Annotated in this window: 24 protein-coding genes; 14 read left to right on the forward strand and 10 right to left on the reverse strand. The window is 70.9% G+C overall.

Annotated elements, in window-relative coordinates:
* The first annotated feature begins 32 nt into the window (after positions 1–32).
* On the forward strand, positions 33–812 hold the full coding sequence (locus OG611_RS21125) for a CPBP family intramembrane glutamic endopeptidase (protein WP_266426074.1): 780 nt from the start codon (positions 33–35) through the stop codon (positions 810–812).
* 65 nt (positions 813–877) lie between these two features.
* Here OG611_RS21125 and OG611_RS21130 read toward each other — a convergent pair whose 3' ends face one another.
* The gene (locus OG611_RS21130) at positions 878–1,699 is read right to left on the reverse strand and encodes a PhzF family phenazine biosynthesis protein (RefSeq protein ID WP_266422418.1); all 822 of its coding nucleotides are present in this window, start codon (positions 1,697–1,699) and stop codon (positions 878–880) included.
* A gap of 143 nt (positions 1,700–1,842) precedes the next feature.
* On the opposite strand from OG611_RS21130, the gene OG611_RS21135 reads away from it, so the two are divergent.
* Positions 1,843–2,280, forward strand: a complete 438-nt coding sequence (locus OG611_RS21135) for a VOC family protein (RefSeq protein WP_266422420.1) — start codon at positions 1,843–1,845, stop codon at positions 2,278–2,280.
* A gap of 58 nt (positions 2,281–2,338) precedes the next feature.
* Here the strand turns inward: OG611_RS21135 and OG611_RS21140 are convergent, their stop codons facing one another.
* Positions 2,339–2,932 carry a DinB family protein gene (locus OG611_RS21140; protein WP_266422422.1) on the reverse strand — a complete coding sequence of 198 codons (594 nt, stop codon included), beginning with the start codon at positions 2,930–2,932 and terminating at the stop codon, positions 2,339–2,341.
* A gap of 161 nt (positions 2,933–3,093) precedes the next feature.
* Between OG611_RS21140 and OG611_RS21145 the strand changes: the two genes are divergently transcribed.
* From OG611_RS21145 to OG611_RS21155, 3 genes are all read left to right on the forward strand, one after another.
* Positions 3,094–3,750: a maleylpyruvate isomerase N-terminal domain-containing protein gene (locus OG611_RS21145; RefSeq protein WP_266422424.1), complete on the forward strand. Its 657-nt coding sequence runs from the start codon at positions 3,094–3,096 to the stop codon at positions 3,748–3,750.
* Positions 3,751–3,995: 245 nt separating this feature from the next.
* Positions 3,996–4,538: a hypothetical protein gene (locus OG611_RS21150; RefSeq protein ID WP_266422426.1), complete on the forward strand. Its 543-nt coding sequence runs from the start codon at positions 3,996–3,998 to the stop codon at positions 4,536–4,538.
* 215 nt (positions 4,539–4,753) lie between these two features.
* Positions 4,754–5,380, forward strand: coding sequence for a PadR family transcriptional regulator (locus OG611_RS21155; RefSeq protein WP_266422427.1), 627 nt, complete (start codon positions 4,754–4,756; stop codon positions 5,378–5,380).
* An 82-nt stretch (positions 5,381–5,462) separates the two neighbouring features.
* Here the strand turns inward: OG611_RS21155 and OG611_RS21160 are convergent, their stop codons facing one another.
* Both OG611_RS21160 and OG611_RS21165 read right to left on the reverse strand, forming a co-directional pair.
* Positions 5,463–5,894 (reverse strand): SRPBCC family protein, encoded by a 432-nt coding sequence (locus OG611_RS21160; protein ID WP_266422429.1) that lies wholly within the window; start codon positions 5,892–5,894, stop codon positions 5,463–5,465.
* A gap of 100 nt (positions 5,895–5,994) precedes the next feature.
* Positions 5,995–6,177, reverse strand: coding sequence for a hypothetical protein (locus OG611_RS21165; RefSeq protein ID WP_266422431.1), 183 nt, complete (start codon positions 6,175–6,177; stop codon positions 5,995–5,997).
* A 244-nt stretch (positions 6,178–6,421) separates the two neighbouring features.
* Between OG611_RS21165 and OG611_RS21170 the strand changes: the two genes are divergently transcribed.
* Together OG611_RS21170 and OG611_RS21175 are read left to right on the forward strand one after the other, a co-directional pair.
* Positions 6,422–6,991, forward strand: a complete 570-nt coding sequence (locus OG611_RS21170; protein WP_266422432.1) for a Clp protease N-terminal domain-containing protein — start codon at positions 6,422–6,424, stop codon at positions 6,989–6,991.
* Between the two features lie 125 nt (positions 6,992–7,116).
* Positions 7,117–8,145 (forward strand): DMT family transporter, encoded by a 1,029-nt coding sequence (locus OG611_RS21175; protein ID WP_266422433.1) that lies wholly within the window; start codon positions 7,117–7,119, stop codon positions 8,143–8,145.
* 135 nt (positions 8,146–8,280) lie between these two features.
* On the opposite strand, the gene OG611_RS21180 is transcribed toward OG611_RS21175, so the two are convergent.
* Positions 8,281–8,976 carry a pyridoxamine 5'-phosphate oxidase family protein gene (locus tag OG611_RS21180; RefSeq protein WP_266422434.1) on the reverse strand — a complete coding sequence of 232 codons (696 nt, stop codon included), beginning with the start codon at positions 8,974–8,976 and terminating at the stop codon, positions 8,281–8,283.
* A gap of 35 nt (positions 8,977–9,011) precedes the next feature.
* Between OG611_RS21180 and OG611_RS21185 the strand changes: the two genes are divergently transcribed.
* On the forward strand, positions 9,012–10,343 hold the full coding sequence (locus OG611_RS21185; protein ID WP_266422436.1) for an aminotransferase class I/II-fold pyridoxal phosphate-dependent enzyme: 1,332 nt from the start codon (positions 9,012–9,014) through the stop codon (positions 10,341–10,343).
* Here OG611_RS21185 and OG611_RS21190 read toward each other — a convergent pair.
* Positions 10,334–11,356 (reverse strand): DMT family transporter, encoded by a 1,023-nt coding sequence (locus OG611_RS21190; protein ID WP_266422438.1) that lies wholly within the window; start codon positions 11,354–11,356, stop codon positions 10,334–10,336. The two genes, OG611_RS21185 and OG611_RS21190, sit on opposite strands and share 10 nt — an antisense overlap.
* 74 nt (positions 11,357–11,430) lie before the next feature.
* Between OG611_RS21190 and OG611_RS21195 the strand changes: the two genes are divergently transcribed.
* Complete coding sequence (locus OG611_RS21195; protein ID WP_266422440.1) at positions 11,431–12,339, forward strand: LysR family transcriptional regulator; 909 nt, start codon at positions 11,431–11,433, stop codon at positions 12,337–12,339.
* A gap of 22 nt (positions 12,340–12,361) precedes the next feature.
* Here OG611_RS21195 and OG611_RS21200 read toward each other — a convergent pair whose 3' ends face one another.
* Positions 12,362–12,838, reverse strand: coding sequence for a pyridoxamine 5'-phosphate oxidase family protein (locus tag OG611_RS21200; protein ID WP_266422441.1), 477 nt, complete (start codon positions 12,836–12,838; stop codon positions 12,362–12,364).
* A gap of 115 nt (positions 12,839–12,953) precedes the next feature.
* On the opposite strand from OG611_RS21200, the gene OG611_RS21205 reads away from it, so the two are divergent.
* Positions 12,954–13,607 carry a cysteine hydrolase gene (locus OG611_RS21205; RefSeq protein ID WP_266422443.1) on the forward strand — a complete coding sequence of 218 codons (654 nt, stop codon included), beginning with the start codon at positions 12,954–12,956 and terminating at the stop codon, positions 13,605–13,607.
* Between the two features lie 168 nt (positions 13,608–13,775).
* Here OG611_RS21205 and OG611_RS21210 read toward each other — a convergent pair whose 3' ends face one another.
* Positions 13,776–14,228, reverse strand: coding sequence for a Rieske (2Fe-2S) protein (locus OG611_RS21210; protein ID WP_266422445.1), 453 nt, complete (start codon positions 14,226–14,228; stop codon positions 13,776–13,778).
* Positions 14,229–14,452: 224 nt separating this feature from the next.
* Here OG611_RS21210 and OG611_RS21215 point away from each other — a divergent pair, with 224 nt between their 5' ends.
* A complete protein-coding gene (locus OG611_RS21215; RefSeq protein WP_266426077.1) occupies positions 14,453–14,833 on the forward strand; it encodes a hypothetical protein in 381 nt (126 codons plus the stop codon).
* A 3-nt stretch (positions 14,834–14,836) separates the two neighbouring features.
* On the opposite strand, the gene OG611_RS21220 is transcribed toward OG611_RS21215, so the two are convergent.
* Complete coding sequence (locus tag OG611_RS21220; RefSeq protein WP_266422446.1) at positions 14,837–15,019, reverse strand: hypothetical protein; 183 nt, start codon at positions 15,017–15,019, stop codon at positions 14,837–14,839.
* Between the two features lie 66 nt (positions 15,020–15,085).
* Positions 15,086–15,793, reverse strand: coding sequence for a TetR/AcrR family transcriptional regulator (locus OG611_RS21225; protein ID WP_266422447.1), 708 nt, complete (start codon positions 15,791–15,793; stop codon positions 15,086–15,088).
* A gap of 166 nt (positions 15,794–15,959) precedes the next feature.
* Between OG611_RS21225 and OG611_RS21230 the strand changes: the two genes are divergently transcribed.
* From OG611_RS21230 to OG611_RS21240, 3 genes are read left to right on the forward strand one after another with little or no spacing between them, the layout of a single operon-like run.
* A complete protein-coding gene (locus OG611_RS21230; protein WP_266422449.1) occupies positions 15,960–16,193 on the forward strand; it encodes a hypothetical protein in 234 nt (77 codons plus the stop codon).
* A gap of 19 nt (positions 16,194–16,212) precedes the next feature.
* Positions 16,213–16,701 carry a hypothetical protein gene (locus OG611_RS21235; RefSeq protein ID WP_266422450.1) on the forward strand — a complete coding sequence of 163 codons (489 nt, stop codon included), beginning with the start codon at positions 16,213–16,215 and terminating at the stop codon, positions 16,699–16,701.
* A 60-nt stretch (positions 16,702–16,761) separates the two neighbouring features.
* Positions 16,762–17,514 carry a thioesterase II family protein gene (locus tag OG611_RS21240; RefSeq protein ID WP_266422452.1) on the forward strand — a complete coding sequence of 251 codons (753 nt, stop codon included), beginning with the start codon at positions 16,762–16,764 and terminating at the stop codon, positions 17,512–17,514.
* Positions 17,515–17,563 lie beyond the last annotated feature (49 nt).

Below are 17,563 nucleotides of genomic sequence, written 5' to 3' on the forward strand. Positions count from 1 at the left end.
TCAAGGCAGGTGTACAGGTGGAGGTGGGGCTTGTGGCTGATTCTTTCTCCCAGGAGGCTGTGCCGCGACGGATTCTGCGGTCCGAGACGGTCCTCGTGCTGGCTCTCTCGTTGGGGGCCAGCGGGGTGTCTGCCCTGATCAGTTTTGTCGGATCGCTGACGAAACCAGGGGGTTTGAAGGGTCAGGCCGCGACGCTCAACAGTTCGTACGCGCCGGGTCGTCCATGGCTGGATCTCGCCTGGCAACTCTTCGGAATCGCAACGGCTCTGGTGCCCGTCGCCCTGGTCGCGCATCTGCTGATCAGGGAAGGCGCCGGCCTGCGGGTCATCGGTTTCGACCGCACCAGGCCGTGGCCGGACCTGGGGCGCGGCACGATGGTCGCGGCGGGCATCGGAAGCGCCGGCCTCGCCTTCTATCTGGTGGCCCGCGCCGCCGGATTCAATCTGACCGTGGTACCGGAATCACTGCCCGATGTGTGGTGGAAGTTCCCGGTCCTGATCCTGTCCGCGATCCAGAACTCCGTCGTGGAGGAAGTGATCGTCGTCGGGTATCTGCTGCGCAGACTGGGACAGTTGGGGTGGACGCCGATGGCCGCCCTGGTTGCCAGTTCGGTGCTGCGCGGTTCGTACCACCTGTATCAGGGGATCGGCGGCTTCATCGGCAACATGGTGATGGGCGTCGTCTTCGTGCTGCTGTACCGGCGCTGGGGGCGGGTCGGGCCGCTGGTCGCGGCACACGCGCTGCTGGACATCGGGGCGTTCGTCGGATACGCCCTGCTGGCGGGGCAGGTGGGCTGGTTGCCCACGCCGTGAGGAACGGGCCGGGTGCGGCGGGGCGCAGGGGAGTGGCCTCGTACGCCCCGCACCGCGTCCGGGGGTCAGAGCGCCGTGAGCAGTTCGCCGTCGATGACCGTCACGGCGTCACCCGTCAGCAGGGTGCGATTGCCGCGCAGCGAGGTCCGGACCAGGCCGGAACGGGCGGAGGCCTGAAGTCCGGTCAGTTCGTCACGACCGAAACGGGCCGACCAGAAAGGCGCCAGCGCGGTGTGGGCACTGCCGGTCACGGGGTCCTCGTCGATCCCGACACGCGGGAAGAAGCCGCGGGAGACGAAGTCGTAACCGCGGGAGGGGTCCTCCGCGGCGGCCGTGGCGACGACGCCCCGCCGGGAGACATCGGCCAGCGTGGCGAGATCGGGGGTCAGCCCTCGTACGGTCGCCTCGTCGGACAGTTCGACGAGCAGATCGCCGATGTGCGGGCCGGTGTCGTGGACGGAGAGGGGATCCGCGCCCAGGGCCGCGGCCAGCCCGGCCGGGGCGGCCTCCGGTGTCAACGAGGCCGTGGGGAAGTCGAGAGTGATGGCACCGTCCGGGTGGGCGGTCGCGGTGAGGATCCCGCACCGCGCCGCGAAGCGCACCGTGCCGCTCGCCGTCCCGGTGGTGTGCAGGACGTGCGCGGTGGCGAGGGTGGCATGCCCGCACATGTCGACCTCCGTGGTCGGGGTGAACCAGCGCAGCGCCCAGTCGGCCTCGCCGCCCGGGGACAGCGGGTGGGCGAAGGCGGTCTCGGAGAGGTTCAGTTCCATGGCGATCCGCTGGAGCCGATCGTCGTCGGGAAAGGTTTCGGAATCCAGGAGCAGGACTCCCGCCGGATTGCCGGTGAAGGGGCGGTCGGTGAACGTGTCGACGATGCGAATCCTCATGCCGCGACCCTAAGTACGGTGCGAAGCCGGGTGCCAAGGCCAATCCGGTGTAACTGGACCCGGAATGCCGACGGGCGAACGGTGTCAGTGGCACCCGGTACGGTCCGTGTATCGGATCGAGTCGGACCGGGGAGGCCCTGCCCATGGGGACCAGGTGGAGTTTGACGATCGACTGCGCGCGTCCGGCGAGGCTGGCCGCGTTCTGGGCGCTGGCCCTGGGCTATACGGAGAAGCCCGCGCCTGCCGGGTTCGGGAGCTGGGAGGAGTGGTTCGCGCACCATGAGGTCCCGGAGGACGAGTGGGACCAGGGGGCGTACCTGTGCGATCCGGAGGGGGCGGGTCCAGGTCTGACCTTCATGCAGGTGCCGGAGTCGAAGGTCGTGAAGAACCGCCTGCACCTCGACGTGCAGGCCGGTGGCGGTCGTGAGACTCCCTGGGAGGACCGGTGGCCGCGTGTGGTCGAGGCGGTGGAGCGTTTGACGGCCGCCGGCGCGACCGTGGTGCGTGAGGAAGAATTGCAGGGCAGGCCGGACCATGTGGTGATGGCCGACCCGGAAGGGAACGAGTTCTGCCTGCTCTGACGATGGTTCCCGCCAGTCCGCGGACGCCAGGCGGCCCAAGGCTGAGGCGGGTCCGTGGTCACGCGCCCCGGTCGGCTTCCTGAGCGGCGTGCTCCAGCCTGCTGCGATGGTTCTCCCACCAGGCCGAGTCGCCCGGCGCCATGTTTTCGTTGCCCTTGCTCATCCCGACGGCGCCGTCGACGAGTTCCCGGACGATATCGGCGTGCCCGGCATGCCGGTGCGTATCGGCGATCACGCGCACCACGGCATGATGCAGCGTCACCTCGCACCGGTCGTCCGGCCACCACGGCACCCTGCCCGTCGTGTCCAGCGCCAGCGCGTCGATCGTGGCGTCCGCATGTGCCCATGCCCGGCGGTACAGCGCCACTATGTGCTCGCGTGACTCGTCGGCGGTGACCCACATGTCCGCGTTGGGCTCGGCGCCGTCCTCGACCCAGGGCAGTGGCTCGCCGGACGGTCGTCCGAAGGTGTCGCCGAGGTAGCCCAGCTCCACACTGGCCACGTGCTTGACCAGGCCCAGGAGGTTGGTGCCGGTCGGTGTCAGCGGGCGGCGGGCGTCGTACTCCGAGAGCCCTTCGAGTTTCCACAGCAGGGCCTCACGGGCGGACTGCAGATAGAAATGAAGGTCCGCCTTGCGATCCGATTCGGTCATGGGGCCAGTCTGCCGCTCGCGCGATCTTTGTTCACCGCCTTTGTGCACACCTTTCTCGCCGTCCTCTTGCGCATCCGGCACGAGCCGACCGTCCGGGCGCGTGAGCCGCGACCGTGCCGATGCGCTTGTCCGCCCTTGCGGCACCGCACTACGTTGCCGATGTGGATCTCTTCTCACGCTCGTGGACGGCGCTGCGCACGGCGGTCGCCGGACTCCCGGACGAGGACTTCGCGAAACCGTCCGGCTGCGCCGGCTGGCTCGTGCGGGACCTGGTGTGTCATCTGGTCATCGACGCCCAGGACGTCCTGATCACCCTGGTGACCCCCGCCGAAGCGGAACCGACGCGCGACGCGGTGACCTACTGGGACGTCGCCGAAACGCCGCCGACCGGCGACGACCCGCTGGACGCGCTGACCGTCCGGCTGGCCGCCGCGTACGAGGAGCCCCAGCTGCTGAAGTTCCACTTCGACGACGTCGGCTCCGCCGCCGGCCGCGCCGCCGGACTCGCCGACCCCGGCCTCCGGGTCGGCACCCGCGACGAGGTCCTCACCGCGGGCGACTACCTCTGTGCGTACGTCCTGGAGTGGACGTTGCACCACCTCGACCTGGTCGCGTACCTCCCGGACGCGGCCGAACCGCCCGCGGAGGGACTCGCCGCGTCCCGCGAGATGCTGGAGAGGATCGCCGGAGCCGCCTTCCCCGCGTCGTTCTCCGACCAGGACGCCCTGCTGGTCGGCACCGGACGGCGTGCCCCGACCGACGCGGAGAAGACCGAACTGGGCGAGTCGGCCGCGAAGTTCCCGCTCTTCCTCGGGTGAGAGTCCGAACGGGACCTTCGGTGGGGCGGGACGATGGCGCGTTTCGCCTCGGCGGGCAGGCGGCGGGGTACGGGGGCGGCGGTCCGTGAGGGGCCGCGCCAAGTGGGCGCCGGTGATCGGGACGCCGGTGTGGGCGTCGAGCGCCTCGACCGTGCCGGCCGCCCGACCCCAGGCGCCCGGCCGGATCGGAACCCGGCGTCGCACGCCCGCCAGGGACTGCGGGACAGTCCTTGGGCTCAGCCCGCATGACTGATATCGGCACCGCGCACAAGCGCTCGTTCCTCACTCTGCACGACTACGGCATGGGCGGCTTGTGGTGGTGGATCCGCGCGCGGTCCGCGCGGGAGGTCCTCGAAGCGTTCGCCTGGGTCGAGGTGGTCACCGACCCGGAGACGGTGGCCCGGTTCGAGGAGCTGGAGATGGTCGACATCGACGCTTCTCGGATGCCTCCGGGACTTGACGGCCTGCGTGCCGAACGGCACGCACAGCGGGGGCTCGAGGGTTTCGGTGCGCTCGCGGACCGGGACATCGTGTACCTGCGGCGCCGCTCGGACGAGGAAGACGACGAACCGGCCGTCCAGCTGATCGAAGTGGGGTCCGACGGCCGCCGGGGCCGTCGGGTGGAGCTGGCCGGGGACGGGACCGCCGTGCGCAGTAGCCCCGACGACTGGCTGTTCAACCCGCCGGTCGCGGACCTCTTCGACCCCGCACTGGCGGGGCAGGAGATCAGCCGGAGCGAGTTCGAGGAACAGTGGGCGAGGGCCCGCCAGGCGTACACCGACCTGTAGCCGCGCCTCCGGCCGGTCGAACCTGCCGGTATTCACGGGTGCCGACCTGTACGAAGTCCGCGCAGTCGGTCCTGGCGAACGGCCAGGACCTCCTGTCGTAGAGCCAGGATCTTCTGGCGCGAAACAACGGGCAGCCGAGCAAGGGATTGTCAGGCGATCGGTTCCGATATATCGTTGACGCATCGCGACAGATCAACGATGGAAGGAGCGTAGCGATGCGTTCACATGGGCACGAGCATGAGTTCGGACCTGGGCGTGGGCACTGCGGGCCCGGTCATCAGGGGCGTGGCGACTTCGAGGGGCGACGGGCGGCCTTCGGGCAGTTCGGGCCGCCTTTCGGGGGTGGACCTTTCGGGGGTGGTCCCTTCGGCGGCGGGCGCGGCCGGGGTGGCGGCAGGGGAAGGGCGCGGCGTGGTGACGTACGCGCGTCGATCCTGGCGCTGCTGAAGGACCGGCCGATGCACGGCTACGAGATGATCCAGGAGATCGGCGAGCGCAGTGGCGGGGCCTGGCGTCCCAGCCCCGGCTCGGTCTACCCGACCCTTCAGTTGCTGGAGGACGAGGGGCTGATCGTCAGTGCGAGCGAGGGCGGCAAGAAGCTGTTCACGCTCACCGACACCGGCCGCACCGAGGCGGAGTCGGGGCCCGAGGCGCCCTGGGAGGAAGCCGGGCGTGGTGTCGACTGGGAGAGCGTCAACGAGATCCGGCAGGCCGGCTTCGGTCTGATGGAGGCGTTCGGCCAGGTCTGGAAGACCGGCTCGGCCGATCAGCGCCAGAAGGCTCTCACGGTCATCAACGACGCCCGTAAGAAGCTGTACCTGATCCTTGCCGACGAGCACTGAGCCCCTGGGCGTGGTGCCCGCGGGTGTGGTGACAAGGGCCTCGCGGCCGAGCCGCGAGGCCCTTCCCGTCGGCGGGGTGGAGTCAGGCGGCGATGAGTCCGCCCAGTTTGCGCAGTGATTCGACGAGCGCGGCCGTCGCCGAGTCCTTGAGCTTTCCCGCCATCAGGGAGACCGCGGCGCCGGTGAACTCCCCGTCGATGCGGACCGTGGTGGCGTCCCCGTCGGGGGTCAGTGAGTAGCGCATGGACAGGTTGACTCCCATCGGGCCCTTGCCCTTGGTGGCCAGCAGGCGCGCGGTCTCCAGTTCCGCCACCGTCCAGGTCACCTCGGCCGGGAAGCCCATGAGCTTCATGTTCTCCTCGTAGGTGGCCGCGAGTTCGAGTGTCGCCGGACCGCCCTTGGGGAAGCTGGTGTGAGTGGCGTTCCACTGGTCGTACGCGGTGAAGTCCGTCAGCTGGGCCCACACCTTCTCGGCCGGTGCTTCGATGCGCGCCTCTGCACTGACTTCGGCCATGCGACCACCCCTTCTCGGCGGGTTACGGTGTCGCGGAACGTAGCCGCAGTGACCGGAACATTCAATACTGATGAACCGTCAGATCTGTATGGCCGGTTCCTTACGCTCCCGTGCGCCAGATCAGGGCGTCGTCGAACCGGTCGAAGGCGCGCGGGTGCGGACCGTCGTCGTGGCAGTGGAACGCGGCCCAGAAGAGGTCGGCGTGCAGCGCGTCGGCCGGTGCGTGGACCCGGTACACGTACTCCCGCCCGTCGAGTGCCGGAAGGGCGACCAACCAGGACACGTCCGCGGTCTCCCTTCCGGCTGTCGCATGGGGTATGGCCTGTGGGACGTACGGGGGCGGCGTCCGGTTGCTCAGGGAGCGCGTGGCAAGGCGGCGCGCGCCCTTTTCACCGATCGGATCCGGAAATGGCGAGATCTCATCCGCAAGGAGGAGAAACCGTTCGGGTGTGCCCAACTTGCGTGGGATGCCTAGATGAGTCCCTCCGGGGATGTATCGGCGCTGCGGGTCTGATGGGGTAAGAGGTGTGCAAAACCGGACGCCGCGGATTCCTCAGCAGCCCGTACCGAACCGTGCCGAGCTCGACGCCAGACTCACGGTGGAGCTGGCCGCGGTGGTGACGGGCGCCCGCAGGCGTGCACTGCGCGACGGTGACCGGCAGATCGACACGGCGCATCTGCTGCACTCCCTCATCGAATCGGACCCCGCGGTGCGGGCGGCCTTCGAGGGCGGCCCTCAACTGGCCAGAGTGCTCGGCTATCTCGTCCAGCGCAGTATCGGATACGGGCTCCGTTGGCAGGGCTCGGTGGAGGACTCCGGCGCCGTCCCGGTCGTTCCGGACCTGGACTCCGCCGTGCGGGACTCGGGGGTGGAGGGCTGGTCGCCCTCGGCCGCTTCGGCAATGGCCGGAGCGCTTGAGCGGGCGGAGAAGCGCGGCGATGCGCGGGCCGGAGGGCTCGATCTGCTCGCGGCACTGGCCATGGATCACGAGTGCCGGGCCGTCGAGGTGCTGGTGCGGGGCGGGATCGACGCGGATCGGCTCGCCGCCCGGATCGCGGATGCTTCGGATCAGGGCGTGTGGGAGGCCGGAGGCTGATCCTCCGGTGTGCGCCCGCCCCCCGGAGCTGACGGGGGAGGCCGCGGCGGAGCCACGTACCCGGCGGCGAGCGTGTCAGGGGTCACCTGGATGACGCTACTGACCGCAGCTGTCATGATGGGCCGATGCACGCGTCTCAGGGGAGAAGCGCCGGCCTGGGACTAGCCCTGGCCTCGGCGTTCGCATTCGGCGGTTCAGGGGTGGCGGCCAAGCCGCTGATCGAGGCGGGGCTCGATCCGCTCCACGTGGTGTGGCTGCGGGTGGCGGGCGCGGCCCTGGTCATGCTGCCGGTGGCCTGGCGTCACCGGGGCCTGGTGCGCAGCCGGCCGGTCCTGCTGCTCGGCTTCGGACTGCTCGCCGTCGCGGGTGTACAGGCCTGCTACTTCGCCGCGATCTCCCGGATTCCCGTCGGTGTCGCGCTGCTCGTCGAATACCTGGCGCCCGCGCTCGTTCTCGGCTGGGTCCGGTTCGTCCAACGCAGGCCGGTGACCCGGCGGGCCGCGGTCGGCGTGGTGCTCGCCGTCGGAGGGCTGGCATGCGTGGTCGAGGTCTGGTCGGGGCTGAGCTTCGACGCGGTCGGACTGCTGCTCGCGCTCGGAGCCGCCGGTTGCCAGGTCGGCTACTTCGTCCTGTCGGACCAGGGGAGTGCGGACGGGGCGGACGGTGTCGAACCGCCGCATCCGGTCGGTGTCATCGCCTACGGGCTGCTGATCGGTGCGCTCGTCCTCACGGTGGTCGCGCGGCCCTGGGGCATGGACTGGTCGGTCCTGGGGGGCAGCGCCGGCATGGACGGTACGGATGTTCCGGCCTGGTTGCTGCTCGTCTGGATCGTGCTGCTGGCGACCGTGATCGCCTACGTCACCGGGGTGATCTCGGTGCGGCTGCTCTCGCCCGCGGTGGCGGGCGTGGTCGCCTGTCTCGAGGCGGTCATCGCCACCGTGCTCGCCTGGGTGATGCTCGGTGAGCACCTGTCGGCGCCCCAGCTCATCGGTGGGGCCATGGTGCTGTTCGGCGCCTTCATCGCCCAGTCGTCGACACCGCGGACGCCTTCGGGTCCCGTCGCGTCGGGGCTCGCCGCGGGGGCTGCCGAAGGGCCGGACGCCGGCCGCGCAGCCGCCGAGGGGGAGCTGTCCGCCGGGCGTGCCGCGACGTGACGGCGACGGGCCGCCGGGCCCGCGGGCAGGCATCGAGCGGTTCGTCGCGGTCCTGGGCGAGCCGGGGGCCGCGACGAACCGGCCGCCGGGACGGCGGACCCGTTGCCCGGCCGTGGGCCCGCTCCTCGGCGTGCGTCAGAGTGCGGTGATGTAGTCCGGCACCCCGATCGCGGGGTCGAGGTCGTCCGAAGGGAGCGGCGTCTCGTATCCGCGGGCGAGCGGGACGACGCCCGCCCAGTGGGGAAGCGAGAGGTCGCGGGGGTCGTCGTTGGGGCCGCCCGTGCGGATCTTGGCGGACACCTCCCGCAGGTCCAGCCGGATCACCGCGGTCGCGGCCAGCTCCTTCTCGTCGGCGGGCCGTGAGTCGGCGGACCGGCCCGGCACCACGTGGTCGACGATGGCGTCGAGAGCGGTCCGCCGCTCCTGCGGGTCGGTGACCGTCTGCGCGACGCCATGGACCACCACGGAGCGGTAGTTGATCGAGTGGTGGAAGGCGGAGCGGGCCAGCACCAGCCCGTCGACATGCGTCACCGTCAGGCACACGGGCAGTCCGGGGTCGGTGCGGCCCGCCTCGCGCAGGGGGCGGGAGCCCGTCGAGCCGTGCACGTAGAGCCGGTCGCCGATCCGGCCGAAGAGCGTCGGCAGGACGACGGGCGCGCCGTCACGGACGAAGCCGAGGTGGCAGACGTACGCCTCGTCGAGTATCGAGTGGACCACCTCCCGGTCGTATGCCGCCCGTTCGCGGGAACGGGTCGGGACGGTGCGCTCGGTCGGCTCGTATCCGGCTGGGGTGTCCGGGCCCGTGGTCTGCGGCGATGCGGTGTCCGACATTGCGTACTCCATTGCACTAGTGCATAATCTTGTTTGTGCTAGGAGAGTATCGGATTGTTGGGCGGCGCGCATCGGAAATTGCCGCCAGTGTGGAGAGCGCGGTCGGGTCCGGTGGGCTCGAACCCGGCCAAGTGCTGCCTCCTATGCGGGAGTTGGCCGATCGGCTGGGGGTGAATCCGAACACGGTGGCGGCCGCCTACCGCACGCTCCGCGAGCGCGGGGTGATCGAGACGGCCGGGCGCCGGGGCAGCAGGGTGCGGCCGCGTCCCGCGAGTACGGCGCGCGGATCGCTCGGGGTGGAGGCGCCGGCGGGCGTGCGGGACCTGGGGGCGGGCAACCCCGACCCGGGCCTGCTGCCCGCGCTGGACGAAGCCTTCGCGGCGGTCGCGGGGGAGTACGCGCGGCAGCCCGGCATGTACGGACAGGCGCCGGTGGACCCGGAGTTCGCCGCGCTCGCCCGCGCCGCACTGGACGCCGACGGAGTGCCGGCCGGACCCGTGGTCGCGACCTCCGGCTCGCTGGACGCGATTGAGCGCGTGCTGGTCGCGCACCTCAGGCCCGGTGACGCGGTGGCGGTCGAGGACCCGGGCTGGGGCAGCCTGCTGGATCTCGTACCGGCGCTGGGGCTGCGCCCCGTGCCCGTCGCGGTCGACGACGAGGGGCCGTTGCCCGACGCTGTCGAGCACGCGCTGAACGCCGGCGCCCGTGCGCTGGTGGTCACGGACCGCGCGCAGAATCCGACCGGCGCGGCGATCGGTGCCGGGCGCGCCTTCGAGCTGCGAGGGGTTCTCGCCGGACACCGCGATGTCCTGCTGATCGAGGACGACCACGGGCACGGCATCGTCGATCTGCCGCTCCATCCGTTGGCGGGTGCCACCGACCGTTGGACATTCGTACGGTCCGTCGCCAAGGCGTACGGGCCGGACCTGCGGGTCGCCGTGCTGACCGGCGACCCGGTCACGGTCGACCGGGTGGCGGGGCGGCAGCGGCTGGGCCCCGGCTGGGTCAGCAGACTGCTGCAACGGGCCGTGGTGCACCTGTGGAGCTCGGATGCCGTCGACCCGGTCGAGGTGGCGCGGGCGTACGCCGACCGGCGGGACGGCCTCGTGCGGGCGCTGGCGGAGCGGGGTGTGGCGGCCCACGGACGCAGCGGGATGAATGTGTGGGTGCCGGTCGGCGACGAGACCGGTGCCGTGGCCAGGTTGCTGCACTCCGGCTGGGCCGTGGCGCCCGGGGCGCGGTTCCGGATGACCGCGCCCCAGGGGATCCGGCTCACCGTCTCGTCGCTCGCCGAGGCCGACATCGGGCCACTGGCGGATGCGGTGGCGGCAGCGACGGGACCGGTGAAGCCGCTGAACTACGGGTGATCCCCGGTCCTGGCCCGGCCGCCGGAGGCCCGGCCGCTCCGGGCCCTGCTCTGGGTGAGAGCGGCGCCCGCCAGGACCACGAGGGCTCCCACCGGAGTGTTCCAGCTCAACTGCTCGCCGAGCACGACCACTCCGGCGGTGGTGGCGATGACCGGGATGAAGTAGGTGACCATCTGCGCGGTCGTCGGTCCGACCTCCTCCACCAGGCCGTACTGCATCAGGACCGCGAGGCCGGTACCGAGCGCCCCGAGGGTCACCACGGCCAGGGTCGGGAGCAGCGGGAATCCATCGGGAGCCGAGGTGAACAGCGGGGTCACCAGGGCGATCTGCACCGTGCCGAGGAAGAGCTGGCTGCCGGTGAGCGACAGCGTCGAAGAGCCGCTGCCCGCCAGCGTCCTGCGGACGTAGATCCAGCCGATCGGGTAGCTGAGGGAGGCGAGCAGGGCCATGGCCGTGCCGCTGAAGTCCAGCCCGGAGAAACCCTGCCAGGCGCCGAGCACGGTCAGTACGCCGAGAAAGCCGAGCCCGAGGCCGGCGACCCGGCGACGGGTCGGCCGGTCCTCGGAGAGTGCGACGAGCGACAGTGCCATGCCCCACAGGGGCGAGGCCGCGTTGCAGATGCCTGCCAGCGTCGAGGGAATGGTCAGCTCGGAATAGGCGAAGAGTGAGAACGGAAGCGCGTTCAGGAAGAACGCGGCGACGGCCAGGTGCCCCCATGTGCGGGCACCGCGGGGCAGTCGCTCACGCCGGACCACCATCGCGACGGCCAGCACCGCCGTGCCGGACAGCAGACGGCCGAGGGTGACCTGGAACGGGGCGTACCCCTCGGTGCCGACCTTGATCAGGAGAAAGCTGAAGCCCCAGATGAGCGAGAGCGCCCCGAACCGGATCCGCCAGTCCAGCGCCGGGCGAGCGGTGGTTGCCGGAGCCGGGGCGGACACCGGGACAGCCGTCGGGACAGGGGCGGACGGCTCGGCGGGAGATGTGGTCTTCGGTGTGGCGGCGGGGCTCATGGGCTCAACGATGACGAAGCGGACCACGTAGAACAAGCGAGATTCTGTGTGAGGGTCTGCGTAGCATTGCTTACATGTTGAATCTGGAGCGCCTGCGCACCCTGGACGCACTGGCCCGGCACGGTTCCGTGAGCGGCGCCGCCGAGGGGCTGCATGTGACCACATCGGCGGTCTCCCAGCAGATGGCGAAGCTGGAGCGCGAGGTGGGGCAACGCCTCCTGGCCAAGAACGGGCGCGGGGTCCGGCTCACCGACGCGGGCCGGCTGCTCGCCGACCACGCGGCCCGGATCCTGTCCCAGGTCGAGCTGGCCCAGTCCGACATCGAGGCGCAGCGCGGCGAGGTGGTGGGCGAGATCCGGCTCTCCGCCTTTCCGACCGCGGCGCGCGGACTCTTTCCCGCGGCGCTCCACGCGCTGCGCAGGGACCACCCCGAACTGCGCGTACGCACCCGGGAACTGGAGCCCGAGGACGGAATCCGTGCTGTGATCAGGGGCGACACCGACCTGGCGGTGGTGCTGGACTGGAGCAACAAGCGGCTGCCCGTGCCCGGTGGCCTGGCCAAGGCCGAACTCCTGGACGACGCACCGGACATCGCGATGCCGGCCGGCCACCGGCTCGCCGACCGGGCCGAGGTGGATCTGGAGGACTTCGCCGACGACGACTGGGTGTCCTGGCCCGAGGGCGAGTTCTGCTACGACTGGCTGATGTTCACCCTCCGCTCGAAGGGCATCGAACCGCGCATCGCGCACCTGGCGGGCGAGCACCACACCCAACTCGCCCTGATCGCAGCCGGGATGGGCGTCTGCGTGGCGCCCAGACTCGGCCGAGGGCCGGTACCGGACGGGGTGCGGCTCGTGCCCGTACGGCAGAAGATGCGACGCCATGTCCACGCTGTGTGGCGCACCGACGCGGACCGGCGTCCCTCGATCAGGGCGGCGGTGACGGCCCTGCGCGCGGTCGGCCAGGAGCTGGACGCGCCGTAGGCGCAGGTGGGGGAGGGGGTTCTCAGATGGGGGAAGGCCCCGCGAGCTTCCGGAAGTCCCAGGAGGTGATGGCCTGCGGCGTCAGCCGCAGCCAGGCGTGACGGCCGTCGTGCGGCATGGTGTCCATGCCGAAGTACTTCGCCGCGAACAGTCGTTCCGGCACACCGAGTTCGGGGCACGGTTCGCCGGTCCGGGGCGCCTCGCCGACCGGGACGGCCTCGCCGGAGAGCTCGATGCCGCGCAGATCCCCGTACTCCACCCCGTCGTCCACGACCACCGCGATCCTCGGGTCGTGGCGCAGCTGGGACCAGCGCAGGCTGCGCGTGATCGAGTACAGCCAGAGCGAGGTTCCGTCCCAGGCGAACCAGAGGGCGCCGATGTGCGGGCGGCCGTCCTCGGCCACGGTGGCCACCCGGCAGGTGCGCTGCTCGGTGAGATAGGTGTCGCGTTCGGCGTCCGTCATCATGATCCGACGGCCCCGTCGCTGAGTGGCGGTCATGGGGGGGCGCCTCCTCCCAATTGCTGACTATGTGTCAGAGATCATGGGGCCTCTTCCTTCATCAAGCAATGGCGGTTACCCTCGCGCGCCCGTTCCGTCGCAGAAAGGGTCAGCCGTGCCATCGAAGAATCAGCTCGCCGAGCAGCTCGATCCGGCCACCACCGTGCTTCTGACGGTCGAATGCCAGCAGGGGGTCGTGGGCCCGGGGAGCGCACTGCCCGAACTGGCCGACGAGGCCCGGTCGTCCGGCGCCCTGCACCGTGTCGCCCGGCTGGTCGCCGCCGCCCACGAGGCCGGGGTCCAGGTGCTGCACGCGGTGGCCGAACGCCGCCCCGACGGACGGGGCGCCAACAGCAACGCCCGGCTCTTCCGGGCCGCCGGCCGATTGCCCGTGCAGCAGCACTCCGGCACCACCGCGGTACGGATCGCCGTGCCGATCGAAGTGGCCGCCGAGGACCTCGTCGTGCGCAGGCTGCACGGTCTCTCGCCCATCGCCGGCACCGATGTGGACGCGCTGCTGCGCAACCTCGGCTGCCGGACACTCGTCGTCACCGGGGTCTCGGCCAATGTCGCCATCCCCAACGCCGTGTTCGACGCGGTGAATCTCGGCTACACGGCCGTGGTGCCGTCCGATGCCATCGCGGGGGTGCCGGCCGACTACACCCCCGCGATGATCCGCAACACGCTCGCCCTCGTCGCCACCATCACGAACACGGACGACTTACTGGGCTGCTGGCCGAGCCGGACCTCCGTCAGGGGCTCTTCCTGAGGCCTGATCCGGAGGACCCGTCCGCCCTGCGGCGTGCCGCACGGACACCGACCCCCTGCCGGTGGAGGCGGGATACCCTGGAGGCCCCCCGGAACTCCGGCGGCAGCCTCGCCGCGATCCCGGCCGCCGCCGCCATCGCCGCGTACTTCTCCCTCGTCTTCGGCGCGGTCAGGGCTGGAGTGTGATCGAGCCGCCCGTGACCGCGATCTTCCTGGCGGGCAGCGGCTCGGTGGCGGGTCCGTGCGTCACGGCGCCGGTCGAGGCGTCGAAACCGCTGCTGTGGCAAGGGCAGTTGATGGCGCCGTCCGAGACGCTCGACACCGTGCACCCCTGGTGGGTGCACTTCGACGAGAACGCCTTGAACTCTCCGGCCTTCGGCTGCGTCACCACGACGCCCCGGTCGGCGAAGACCTTTCCGCCGCCTTCGGGGATGTCGGCCGTGCTCGCCAGTGCGGCGCCGCTGCCGTCCGTTCCGGTGCCGGCCTGTTCGACCGCATCCGAACCGCCCGAGTCCTTCTGGTTGCCGCAGGCGGTGAGTACGGCGGCCACCGAAGCGGCCCCGGCCGCGACGACAACGGCCCGGCGCCCGGGACGTCCCTCGTGGTTCCGCGATGTGCTCATACCGGCTTTCCCTTCCGCAGTGTTCAGGACTTCCGTCTCGCCCAGGGGTACGCGTGGTGGGACCCCCGCGTTCAACGCCCGGGGACTTCTCCGGGAAGTCCCGCGGACGGCGGCGCGGCGGCGAACCGCGGCAGGTGGACGACGACCACACGGTCATCGGCAGATCCGTGCACCGGCTTGAGCGGGTGAGCGGATTGTCAGAGGCGTCTGCGAGGCTGAGTGGTATGACACCGAGGAACTTCGACGACATCGAGCAGGCCATTCGACGCGGTTGGGGCGCGGACACCACGACGCCGGCTCACCGGCCGAACTGGACTTCGGACAACCCGGCGCGCGACCAGTGCGGCGTCACCGCCCTGGTGGTGCATGACCTTCTGGGCGGTGATCTGATCCGTGGCGAGGTCCATGTCAATGGCGAGCGAGTGGACTACCACTGGTGGAACCGGCTGGGCCTGGGCATCGAGGTCGATCTCACCCGAGAGCAGTTCGGCCCGGAAGAGATCGTCGTCGGCGGGGATGTGATCGAACGGCCTGCGGAGATCGTGCGACTCCGTGAGGAGTACGAGCTTCTCCGCGGCAGAGTCGTGGCGGCGCTGTGTTCGTAGGCGCTACCTCTCCGCGGCGTCCCGCGCGGTGGTGACGCGGGGCCGGGGAGCCGTCGCGTCGTTCGCGCGGAAGACCGGTAGCCCCTCGCACAAGCGGCCGAAGAGGAGCGTCCGGTCCAGCTGCTCCTCGTCCTCCTCGTTGCCGAACACCTCGCCCACCAGCCATCCGCGCAGCCGCTCCTGCACGCCGTTGCCGTAGCCCTGCTGGTAGGACCTGGCCGGGGCCGGTCGCCGGGGTGGGGACCGAGGGGCTCAGGCCCCGGAACCGGCGGAGGAGCCGTCGGAGCCGGACGCCGCGCGTGCGTCGGTGCGACCGATGTCGAGCGCGGCGCCGTGCCTGGTGAGCGTGCTGCCCGCCAGGACGAGTTCGCGTTCGGCCGTGCTGACGGCCATACGCGTGACGACCTCGGGACGGTCTCCGGTTTCGGTGTTGGCGTGTGCGCCGAGGCCGTCGATGACGACCATGATCTGAATCGTCGTCACATACGGCTCGGCGGTGTGGAATTCGCCGCAGTCGGTGCCGTCGCGGACGAGGGCCTCCAGACGGCCGCGCCACAGGGCTTCCTGGTGGCCGACCCGGTCGCGCAGGACGGGGCGGTAGCGGCTGAGGTGCCGGGCGTTGATCCACAGCCGGCTGATGTCGTCGTACGCGGCGCCCGTCGCGAGCGCGAAGAAGCGCGCGAGGTGGTCCGTGGGTGTTCCCGCGGCCCGGTCCGTCGGCAGCAGGGCGTTCAGTTCGGCACCGGCCGCGGTGCCGAAGGCCTCGGCCACCAGGTCCTCGACCACGGGGAAGCAGTGGCTGATGAGACCGGGGCGGACACCGAGCTGTTCGGCGACCCGGCGCAGGGTGATGCACTCCAGCCCCTCGGCCAGGGCGATGGCCGCCGCCGCGTCGACGATTTCCGCACGCCGGTCCGACGGGGGCTTCCGGATCCGCTTCCGCTGCATGCTTGACGACATGCCGGCGACATTATTGAGTGTTCGCCCCATCGGCAATCGGTGGGTCGAGCCTCCCGCGAAGCCCCCGAACCGCCCCCGAAGCCGCCGCCGGAACTGCCGATCGCGCCGGGACCCGGACTCTAGCGTCGACTCCCGTAAGCAATGACCGACGCCATGGAGGACAGGGATGAACAACAGCATTCGTACGGCGGCCGCTGCCGCGGCTCTCGTTGCCGGTCTCGTCACGGTCGGCGGCACCACCAGCGCCGCTGCCGCCGAGCGCCCGGAGCGGATCACCACCCAGGAGCAGCTCGCCAGGAGCATCGCGCAGGCGGTTGCCGCCGAGCAGCAGAAGGGTGCCGTCACCGATGGAGTCATCGGCGGCATGGTGGTCAACTCGACTGTCCCGCGTTCCTGCTGACGAATAGGAGGTGAGCACCGTGGACAGCACTGCGGACCTTGCCCGGGACGGGCAGGAAAGCCCCCTCAGATGGTGTCCGAGCGGTGATGCGAGCCGCCCGGAGACTGTTGTCCTCGGCGTACGGTCCGGGGAGCACGATCAGGTCGTCTACCTGGCCGAACCCGTACCCGCCGCCGAAGTTCTCGGTAGCATTCCGGAGGGGATCGCCCCCAACCGGGTGCTCCGGTTCGCGTCGCACTGCGTATCGGACTGCGCGAACCGGGTCGGCGAGGCCTGCGGGCTGATCGAACGGATCACGACCGTACCGGCCGAGCCCGGACCGGTCGCCGTGCCACGGTGCCACCTCCGCCCGCACTGCAAGTGGTGGAACCAGGTCGGTGTCGAGGCCTGCCACCGCTGCCCCGCCCTGACGACACTGGAATCCCGCGACGACGAACTCGCTGTTCTCGTCGCGGACCCGGCGACCACCCGTGAACAGCTGGAAAGCTGGATCGCCGCCGAACAGTGAGCGGAGACCGTTCACGGATTCGGTCACGGACCGGACCGAGAACACGAGAGAAGGGATGTCGTGGACAACTGGATACGGTGCTTCCGCCCGGCCCCCGACGCCGGAGCGCAGTTGTTGTGCTTCCCGCACGCAGGTGGTTCGGCCAGTGGCTATCACTCGCTGACGACCGAGGTCGGGGGGAGGGCTGAAGCGCTGGTCGTGCAGTACCCCGGGCGGCACGACCGCATGGCCGAGCCGTTCGCCGAACGGCTCGGCGATGTCGTGGACGCGGTGCTGCCCTCGATCCCGGCGAACGGGCGCCGGCCACTGATTCTGTTCGGCCACAGCATGGGCGCGCTCCTGGCGTTCGAGACCGCGCGGCGGCTCGCGGCCGAGGGGCGGGAGCCCGCGGCCCTGATCGTCTCGGGCAGCGAAGGCCCGTCGCTGCCGCGGCCCGAGCGGTTTCCCAACCCGCCCAGCGACCAGGACCTGATCGGGGAGATGCGGCTGCTGTCCGGTACGGACGACGAGCTGCTGACGCATCCGGAGATCCTCCAGCTCGCGCTGCCACCGCTGCGCGCCGACTACGCCATGCTGGGCGCCCGCGTCCACGTACCCGGGCCGCCGCTGCGCTGCCCGGTCGTCGCGCTGACCGGTGACAGCGACCCCCGGGTCTCCGTCGAGGGCGTACAGGCATGGGAGCAGGAGACCGAAGGTCCCTTCGAGCGGCATGTACTGTCCGGCGGCCACTTCTTCCTGGGCGACCACCTGACGTTCGTCGCGGATCTCATCGCCGCGCGCGTGCCCGGTCGATCGGCCCGCACGTTCGCCTGACACCACGCACCGCACAGGGCTTGGGCCCCGACCCCCTTCCGGGTCGGGG

It is taken from the genome of Streptomyces sp. NBC_01363 (assembly GCF_026340595.1).
Lineage (GTDB): Bacteria > Actinomycetota > Actinomycetes > Streptomycetales > Streptomycetaceae > Streptomyces.